This is a genomic window from Microbacterium sp. Bi128 (assembly GCF_918698205.1).
Genome location: NZ_CAKKMM010000173.1, coordinates 1 through 8,027, shown reverse-complemented (window position 1 = coordinate 8,027; position 8,027 = coordinate 1). Strand labels below are relative to the sequence as shown.

Genomic DNA, 8,027 nt, shown 5'->3' with positions numbered 1-8,027 from the left:
GGGTCGGGGTGGGCGTCGTGCCCTCGTCGACCGGCTGCGATCCCTTCAGGTACGCGCGGCCGAGGGGCGACGGCGCGACCGTGCCCTTGGCGGTGAAGTAGTCCACCGTGGCCTGCAGGTCGATCTGACCCGAGTCGGCCTTGCCGGTGCCCTGCGCGAACGTCGTGAAGTTGTCGCCGCCGGCCGCGAGGAACGAGTTGGTGACCACGCGGTACGAGGTCGCCGGCTCGATCGCCGTGCCGTTGAGCGTGATCGAGAGGATGCGCGAACCGGCCGCGGCGCTCGGGTCGTACTCGAAGGTGAAGCCCTTCGAGACGCCGAGAGCGAGCACCGGACGCGAGGCGCCCTGAGGCTGCCACTGCTCCTCGAGCACCGCCTTCAGCTGCGCCCCCGTGAGCGACAGCGTGACGAGGGTGTTGCCGAACGGCTGCACGTTCGCCGCCTCACGGTACGAGACCGAGCCGCTGTCGGAGCCGAAGAGCAGGTCGGCACGCAGTCCGCCGGGGTTCATGAACGAGATCTGCGCGTCCTGCCCGTTGAACGAGGGGTTCTCACTCGTGGCCCACAGGTACACGTCGGCGACGGTGTTGCCGAGCGCGGAGTAGGCGCCGCGGTCTTCGCCGCCCGAGCCGTTCTTCGCACGCGTGATGTCGGCGGTGATCGTGCCGACCTGGACCTGGCCCTTCACATCGGCGGTGGCCTTGGCATCCGCCACGATGGTCGCGACCTGCGCCTGCGGATACGCGATCCACTGCGAGACGGTGGAATCGTTCAGCGACCGCACGCCGGGCGTGATCGAGACGAGCTTGCCGGCGTCGTCGAGGTCGACGTCGAGCGTGCCGAGGTTGGTGCCGTACTGACCGGTCTGGATGACGGAGCGTCCGCCGATCGTGCACGAGTACTTCTGGTGCGTGTGCGCCGAGACGATGGCATCCACGTCGGCGGACGCGCCGCGCACGAGGTCGCCGAAGTCGCCGGACTCGGTGGCGATCTTGGTGCAGTCGGTGCCCTCGGAGCCTTCGTGGGCGAGGAGGATCACGACGTCGGCACCGGCGTCGCGAGCGTTCTTCGCCTCGCGGTTCGCCGCCTCGACCTGGTCGCCGAACTCGATCTCGGTGATCTTCGATGGGTCGACCATGCCGGCGGTCTGGCGCGTCACGGTGCCGACGAAGGCCACCTTCGTGCCGTCGACCTCTTTGATCGTGTACGGCTTCAGGGCGGGGGTCTTCGTGCCCTTCTTGTACACGTTGGCGCCGAGCGCGAAGTCGCTGAACTCGTCGGCGTTCTGGTCGTTCTCGTAGGTGGGGATGACCCGGTCGGTCAGGTCGGCGAAGCCGCGGTCGAACTCGTGGTTGCCCACGACGCTGACGTCGAGCGTCGCGGCCTTCAGGGCCTTGATCGTCGGGGTGTCCTGGTCGATGAACGACTCGAACGCGCTCGCACCGATGTTGTCACCGGCCGAGACGAACAGCGTGTTCGGGTTCTGCTGGCGGTACTTCTCGACCGCGCCGGCGAGGACTCCCGCACCCGCGACGCCACCGGACTCCTGCAGCAGGCGGCCGTGGAAGTCGTTGATCGTCAGGATCTGCAGGTCGGGGGTCTTCGGCTGCGTCGGGCGCACCTCGAAGACGGTGGTCGTACCCGAGACCTCGTTGCCGGTGATCAGCAGCGGCACGCCGGTGGGCGAGCGCAGCGCCGAGACGAACGCGATGCCCTCGGGGCCGAGGTCGCCGGCCGCGGGCGTCTTGACGTCGGCGGAAGCGTCCCGGTTGTTGACGTAGGTGACGTACGCCGGGTTCTTCGGGTCGGTGACGTCGTAGACCATCACCCCGCCCGCGCGCTCGAGCCCGATGAAGGCGTACGTGCGGCCGTCGACCACACCGATGGTGACGTTCTCGGGCTCGGGGCCCTTGTCGTCGCTGCGGTCGTCGACGGTGTTGTTGTCGTTCGAGACGTTGAACAGCTCGGGAGCGACCTCCTTCAGCTTCTGCTCGAACTGGTCGCCCGAGTCGAAGACGAGAGTGCCCTTGGTGTCCCAGATCGAGAACGAGCGGCCGCCGTAGGCGTACAGCTCGCTGTAGCAGCCGTCGGACGTCTTGCCGAGGTCGGTGACGACCTTGAGTCGTCCGAGGTCCGCGTCGGCCGCGCGGCCGGCCAGCGGGGAGGTCTCGCAGACCGCGGCGAGGTCCTTCTTGCCGAGATCCTTGATGCGGGCTTCGTCGATGAAGTCGCCCCACTCGCGGCCGTCGCCCTCGTTGGCGGTGACGAGGTAGGTCGTGGCCTTGCCGCCGACGTTCGCCGAGTAGGACGCGATCCCGTCCGGCATGTACAGGCCCTTCAGGCCCGCGACCGAGCGGATGTTGATCCCGCCGTCCTTGTCGCTGGTGTCCAGAGCGCTCGCGCCCCAGTCCTTGTAGCCCAGGGGCAGGATGCCGGTCACCTCGGCCTTGGCGAGGTCGACCGTCGCGATGGCGTTGGCCTCCTGCAGCGTGACGTAGGCGACGGTTCCGTCGACGGTGATGTACTCGGGCTCGAGGTTGCGCGAGACCCGGTTGGCAGACAGGGCGGTCGAGCCCTGATCGGGCGCGGCGACGTCGGGGCCGAAGACCCGGACCTTCGGGTCGAGCGTCTTGGTGCCGCCCTGCTCGAAGGCGCGGAAGCCGGCGGTCTTGACCGCGCTCTGCGCGGGAGCGGTGAGGGTGGATGCCAGGGCGACGATGCTGATCGAGCCCTCGGGGTCACTCGAGAAGTCGTCCGCCGGCTCGCCCTCGTTGGCGACGACGGCGTAGGTGCCGTCCTTGGAGAACGTGACCATGTCGGGCAGAGCGCCGACGGTGACCTCGCCGAGCTTCGCGCTCGCGGCGTCGTCCTTGTTCGCGTCGAAGAACATGAGGTGACCGGCGGCGGTCTTGTCCTCGGCCTCGAAGGCGACGATGCCGAGACCGTCGTCGCGGACGGCGACGGAGTTGGCCACGCCGGCCGATGCGATGTCGAACAGCTTCACCGGCTTGGTCGGGTCGCTGTTGTCGAGCACCGTCACGGTGCCGGCCTGCGCGTTCACGACGAAGAGGCGGTCGCGGTACGCCTGCACGATCTCGGCGGCGGACTCCTTGTAGACGTTGGTGTCGTAGGAGCCGACCGGGGTCAGGCCGATCGCGGCGCCGGACGCGCTGTTCGAGATCGGCTGGGGGACGATGGCGGCCGAAGCCGCCGTCGCGCTCGAAAGAGCGAGCGCGCACACCGCCGCGGTCGTCGCGGTGAACGCGGCGGCGCGGCGCAGGAAGGTCGAAGGCATGCGTGTCCTCGGGGGTGTCGGGCGGGGATGACAGAACCGACACGGGGGCGTCGATCGCCCCCACTGTGCCGACTTGCGGTGACGCTCGGGTGAACGGCCTGCGAATGCGCGGTGCGGCGTCCCCGCGAAGATCACCTCATGGTTCATCGTGCGCGGGCGCGTCGCCCCGGAGGACTAGCCTGACCGCATGACCGATTCGCTCGCGGGCGCGCACCCCGACGAACCCCACCGGCAGGGGCTCGCGCAACGCTTGAACTGGCTGCGCGCGGGCGTGCTCGGCGCCAACGATGGCATCGTCTCGACGGCGGCGGTCGTCGTCGGTGTCGCGGGGGCCACGAGCGAGATCGCCCCCGTCTTCGTCGCCGGTCTCGCTGCCCTCGTCGGCGGGGCGATCTCGATGGCGCTGGGTGAATACGTGTCGGTGTCGAGCCAGCGCGACAGCGAGCACGCGCTCATCCAGAAGGAGCGCCGGGAGCTCGCGGAGGACCCGGATGCCGAGTTCACCGAGCTCGTCGGGCTGTACGAGGCGCGGGGGCTTAGCCGCGACACCGCCACGCGCGTGGCGACCGAGCTCACGGCATCCGATGCCCTCAAGGCGCACCTCTCGGTCGAGTTGAACATCGACGCCGACGACGTGGTCAGCCCGTGGGCGGCGGCCATCGCGTCGGCGGTGGCGTTCACGGTCGGCGCGATCCTGCCGATGCTGACGATCCTGCTCGCGCCGGTCGAGGTACGTGTGCCGCTGACGTTCGTCGCGGTGCTCTTGGCCCTCGCCCTGACGGGGTACCTCGCGGCGTGGATCGGCGGGGCGCGCCGGGGCCGAGCGATCGTGCGCACCGTGATCGGCGGGGCGCTCGCGCTCGGCGCGACGTACGCGGTGGGCGCGTTGTTCGGGGTCGCGGCGGGGTGACCGGCGGAATAGTCACGGACGCGGCGCCAGCCGGCGAGCACGGCAGGATGGCAGCGGTGCCTGGACCATTCGGATGAACGCCGAAGAGGAAGAATGACGATCGTGAACGACAGTGAAGAGGACATCGCGGCCGAGGCGCGAGGCATCCTCGGCGAGCAAACGGACATCATCGCCGCAGGGCATTTCGGACTTGCCAACCTCATCGCCGCGCAGGTCGCCGGCGGGACAGTAGGGAGCATCGCCGGGGGCGCCCTGAACGTGGACGCCGCACTGGACGCGGGGATCGGTGTCGGACTGGGCGGTCTCGCCGCCGTGAAGGCCTCCGCCGAGGCGCAGGGAGTCACGATGAAGATGATCGTGGCGATCACTCCTGACGAGATCCACCTGCTCAATCGGGAAACGGGCGGGCGTCTGCGCTCGGATGTCATCGCCTTCCGCCGTAACAGCGTCGACATCCACATCGCGAAGTTCGGCCTCAGCCGCATCCTCACCCTCACCGACCGCGGTAGCGGACACTCGGTCGAGCTTCACGGCACGGTCTCGTGGCTGTCGTCGCAGGCGAAAGGCGACAAGGTCGTGCTCGACCTGCTCGCCCACGACGCCACAGCGCCCACCGCCATCTGATCGGGGCGCTCGGTGCCCGGCGATAGCATTGGCCACATGACGCAGGGGGTCGTGGTCGCACACGTCGGCGAGATCGAGGACGGCACGGGCATCGCCATCGCGAAAGAGAAGCTCGGAACGCTGGACGATGTCGCCGTCTTCAACGACGGCGAGCAGTATTTCGCCCTCGACAACACGTGCACCCACGAGAAGACGGGACTCGCCAGCGGGTGGGTCGAGAACGGCTGCGTCGAGTGCCCCCTGCACAGCGCGACTTTCCGCCTCGCCGACGGTGCGGTCTTGTCGCCGCCCGCTCCCCGAGGGGTCGCCGCGCACACGGTGCGCGTGGACGGGAACGCGATCGTTGTGGTGCCCAACCCCGCTCGTCTGGCGTGAGCGGCATCCCGTCCGACGTCCTCATCGTCGGCGGTGGGATCGCCGGCTACACGACGGCCACGACGCTCCGAGAGTTCGGGTACGACGGGCCTGTCACGATCGTCGAACGGGACGCGGCCTGCAGCGACCGTCCGCCCCTGTCCAAGCGCGTCCTCCTCGAGGGGTCGCCGCGGTCGGAGATCGACTTCGCCACTCCCGAACGTCTCGCTGAACTCCGCATCACCGTGATCGCTGGCGTTTCCGCCACAGCTGTCACGACCGCGGGCGTGCTTCTCTCGGACGGCCGCGTCCTGCGTGCGGATTCGACGGTCATCGCCATCGGTGCCGAGGCTCGCCGACCGAGCATGCCGGGTGCCGCTGATCATCGCGTGACCACGCTGCGAGGCTATGACGATGCGATGCGCATTCGTGCGGCGTCCGGGCCGGGCCGAACGGTGCTCGTCCTCGGGGGAGGGTTCATCGGCGCCGAAGTCGCCGCGTCCCTGCGCACGAGGCAGACGTCGGTCGTCCTCGTCGACCCGCACGAGATCCCCGGCGCTCGCACGCTCGGGACCACCCTCGCCGGATGGCTGAGAGACATGCACGTCGCGCAGGGGGTGGATCTGCGTGCGACGACTGTCTCTGCGATCCACGGCGACGAGAACGGCGCCGGCCCGCTTTCGGTAGCGCTCGCCGACGGCAGCGTCGTCGAGGCCGACCTCGTCGTGGCGGGGTTGGGCGTCGCTCCGCAGGCCCTGCCGGGAATCGATCTCGTCCCGCTCTCGGGGGGCATCGTGCTGGCCCCGACGGCGCACTGGGATGACGCGAGACTCGACGGCGCGGATGCGGCCGCGCGACTGCTCGGGCGAGACCCGCAGCCGCGTGGCGCGGGGTGGTACTGGACGGACCGGTACGGCTCGCACATCGAGGTCGTCGGCGATCTCACCGGACGCGGCGAGGACGTGCGTCGGGCGCGCACGAGCGTCTTCCGGATCGAGGGTGATCGGCTCATGGGGGCGGCCTCGATCGATGACCCGATGACGGTGCGGGCTGCCCGTCGCATCATCGATCGAGGCGTGCGGGTCGACCCCGCCGTCCTCGCCGATCCGGCGGTATCGCTCCGACAGATGCTCAGAGGCTGATACCGCCGGCTCGAGTCCTCAGGATCGAGCTGAGCGTGCCCGCACCTTTTGGTAGGGGTGCGCCGTCGCGTGTGCAATGCCGTCGTCGACGAGGTCCTGCACGGACCGGTTCTTGCGCGCGAGCGCGAGGAATCGAGCAGTCATCCGCTGGGCGCGGGTGAGGTGCCGGTCCGTCCGGTTCTCGACACCGTAGATCTGGCGCGCCCAGAGAGGCAGAAGAGAGATGATGCCATCGAGAACGACACCCGAGATCCAGTCCTTCACGGGATTTCCCGTTCTGGGGGGATGGCGGACTCCGAGCGCCGCCTGCGCGCCGAGGTAACTGAGGGCCTTGGTGTTCTTGCCCTCCTCGATGAACGCGTCCAGTTCCGCTTTCGTGTTGGGATGAGGCGCGGGGACGTGGAGCTTCTCGGCGATCAGCTGCTGTTCCTTGACGAACGCGTCCTGCTCGGCGGTGCTCAGCTTCAGGCCGAACTTCAGAGCGCCCTCCAGCGATCCCCAGATGAACGTGTACATCGTCCAGCGTTGCCACTCGGGCCACTTCGCGACTTCGACCTCGCCGGTGTCCGGGTTGGTCCAGGTCGAGCGCTCGTGCAGCATATCGACGTGGGCGGTCGCTGCATCCACGTGCGCCTTGTCGCCGAACGCGCACGTCATGATGAAGTCGCCGGTGCGCTGGAACCTGGCCTGCCCGGCCTCAGGGCTCTCCGAGGTGATCGACACACGCTCGAAGTGCCGCAGCATGCCCGTGTCGAGCGCTTGGAGCAGGACGGATGCCACTGCCCCGAGCGATGCGCCGGAGTAGGAGTAGACCTTCCACGTCGCGCTGCCGGGACCGAAGTACCCGTCATCTGATCGGTCAGCGTCGCGGGAAGGTCGTACGTTCACGGGTTGTGCCTCCGGTATCGGGTAGGGGTCGGCTGCGCCAGTGTCCCACAGTGGCGAGCCCCGCAATGGCTGCTCGGAGAACATCCAGGCTCATAGTAATTACAAGGAAGTCCAACTAAAATCTCCCTCGCGACGACGACGTCGCCGAATGGAGAGCCGCATGGACGCCACCCCTGCCCCCGTGCTCGATGCCCTGACCGCCGACGACCGCGCCGCCATCCTCGACGCCGTCCGCGAGTTCGCCGCGACCGAGCTGTCCCCTCACGCGCTGGAGTGGGATGCCACGAAGCACTTCCCGCGCGACGTGCTGCGCCGCGCCGGTGAACTGGGACTCGGCGGCGTCTGCGTGCGCGAGGAGTCCGGCGGCGCGGGCTTCCCGCGCCGCTTCGCGGTCGAGATCTTCGAGGAGCTCGCCGCGGGCGACCCCACGGTGACCGCGTACCTGACGATCCACAACATGGTCGCGTGGATGATCGACGCGTACGGCGACGACGCGCAGCGCGAGCGGTGGCTCCCGGGACTGATCTCGATGGAGCAGCTCGGGGCGTACTGCCTCACGGAGCCGGGAGCGGGGTCGGATGCCGCGGCGATCACCACGTCGGCCATCCGGCACGACGACGGTTACGTGCTCACGGGCGTGAAGCAGTTCATCTCCGGTGCCGGCGAGGCATCCGTCTACGTCGTCATGGCGCGCACCGGCGAACCGGGCGCGCGCGGGGTCAGCGCGTTCCTCGTGCCCGCGGATGCCGAGGGGCTGTCGTTCGGGCCGAACGAGAAGAAGATGGGCTGGAACGCCCAGCCCACGCGGCAGGTC

Annotated in this window: 7 protein-coding genes; 5 read left to right on the top strand and 2 right to left on the bottom strand. The window is 69.1% G+C overall.

Annotated features, from left to right (window positions below):
* Positions 1 to 3,295 (bottom strand): choice-of-anchor I family protein (locus LQV45_RS13320; protein ID WP_230007447.1); only part of this gene is annotated, 3,295 nt, incomplete at its 3' end.
* Positions 3,296 to 3,482: 187 nt separating this feature from the next.
* Here LQV45_RS13320 and LQV45_RS13315 point away from each other — a divergent pair.
* The 4 genes from LQV45_RS13315 (at position 3,483) to LQV45_RS13300 (ending at position 6,325) form a co-directional block, all read left to right on the top strand.
* A complete protein-coding gene (locus tag LQV45_RS13315; protein ID WP_230007446.1) occupies positions 3,483 to 4,205 on the top strand; it encodes a VIT family protein in 723 nt (240 codons plus the stop codon).
* 93 nt (positions 4,206 to 4,298) lie between these two features.
* Positions 4,299 to 4,829, top strand: coding sequence for a hypothetical protein (locus tag LQV45_RS13310; protein WP_230007445.1), 531 nt, complete (start codon positions 4,299 to 4,301; stop codon positions 4,827 to 4,829).
* A 36-nt stretch (positions 4,830 to 4,865) separates the two neighbouring features.
* Entirely contained in the window at positions 4,866 to 5,204 is a 339-nt protein-coding gene (locus tag LQV45_RS13305; RefSeq protein ID WP_230007444.1) for a Rieske 2Fe-2S domain-containing protein, read from the top strand.
* Positions 5,201 to 6,325: an NAD(P)/FAD-dependent oxidoreductase gene (locus tag LQV45_RS13300; protein ID WP_230007443.1), complete on the top strand. Its 1,125-nt coding sequence runs from the start codon at positions 5,201 to 5,203 to the stop codon at positions 6,323 to 6,325. Before LQV45_RS13305 ends, LQV45_RS13300 begins: the two co-directional genes overlap by 4 nt.
* 18 nt (positions 6,326 to 6,343) lie before the next feature.
* Here LQV45_RS13300 and LQV45_RS13295 read toward each other — a convergent pair whose 3' ends face one another.
* Positions 6,344 to 7,213 carry an oxygenase MpaB family protein gene (locus LQV45_RS13295; protein ID WP_230007442.1) on the bottom strand — a complete coding sequence of 290 codons (870 nt, stop codon included), beginning with the start codon at positions 7,211 to 7,213 and terminating at the stop codon, positions 6,344 to 6,346.
* Positions 7,214 to 7,373: 160 nt separating this feature from the next.
* Between LQV45_RS13295 and LQV45_RS13290 the strand changes: the two genes are divergently transcribed.
* Positions 7,374 to 8,027, top strand: a 654-nt coding sequence (locus LQV45_RS13290) for an acyl-CoA dehydrogenase family protein (protein ID WP_230007441.1), incomplete at its 3' end; no start/stop codon positions are given.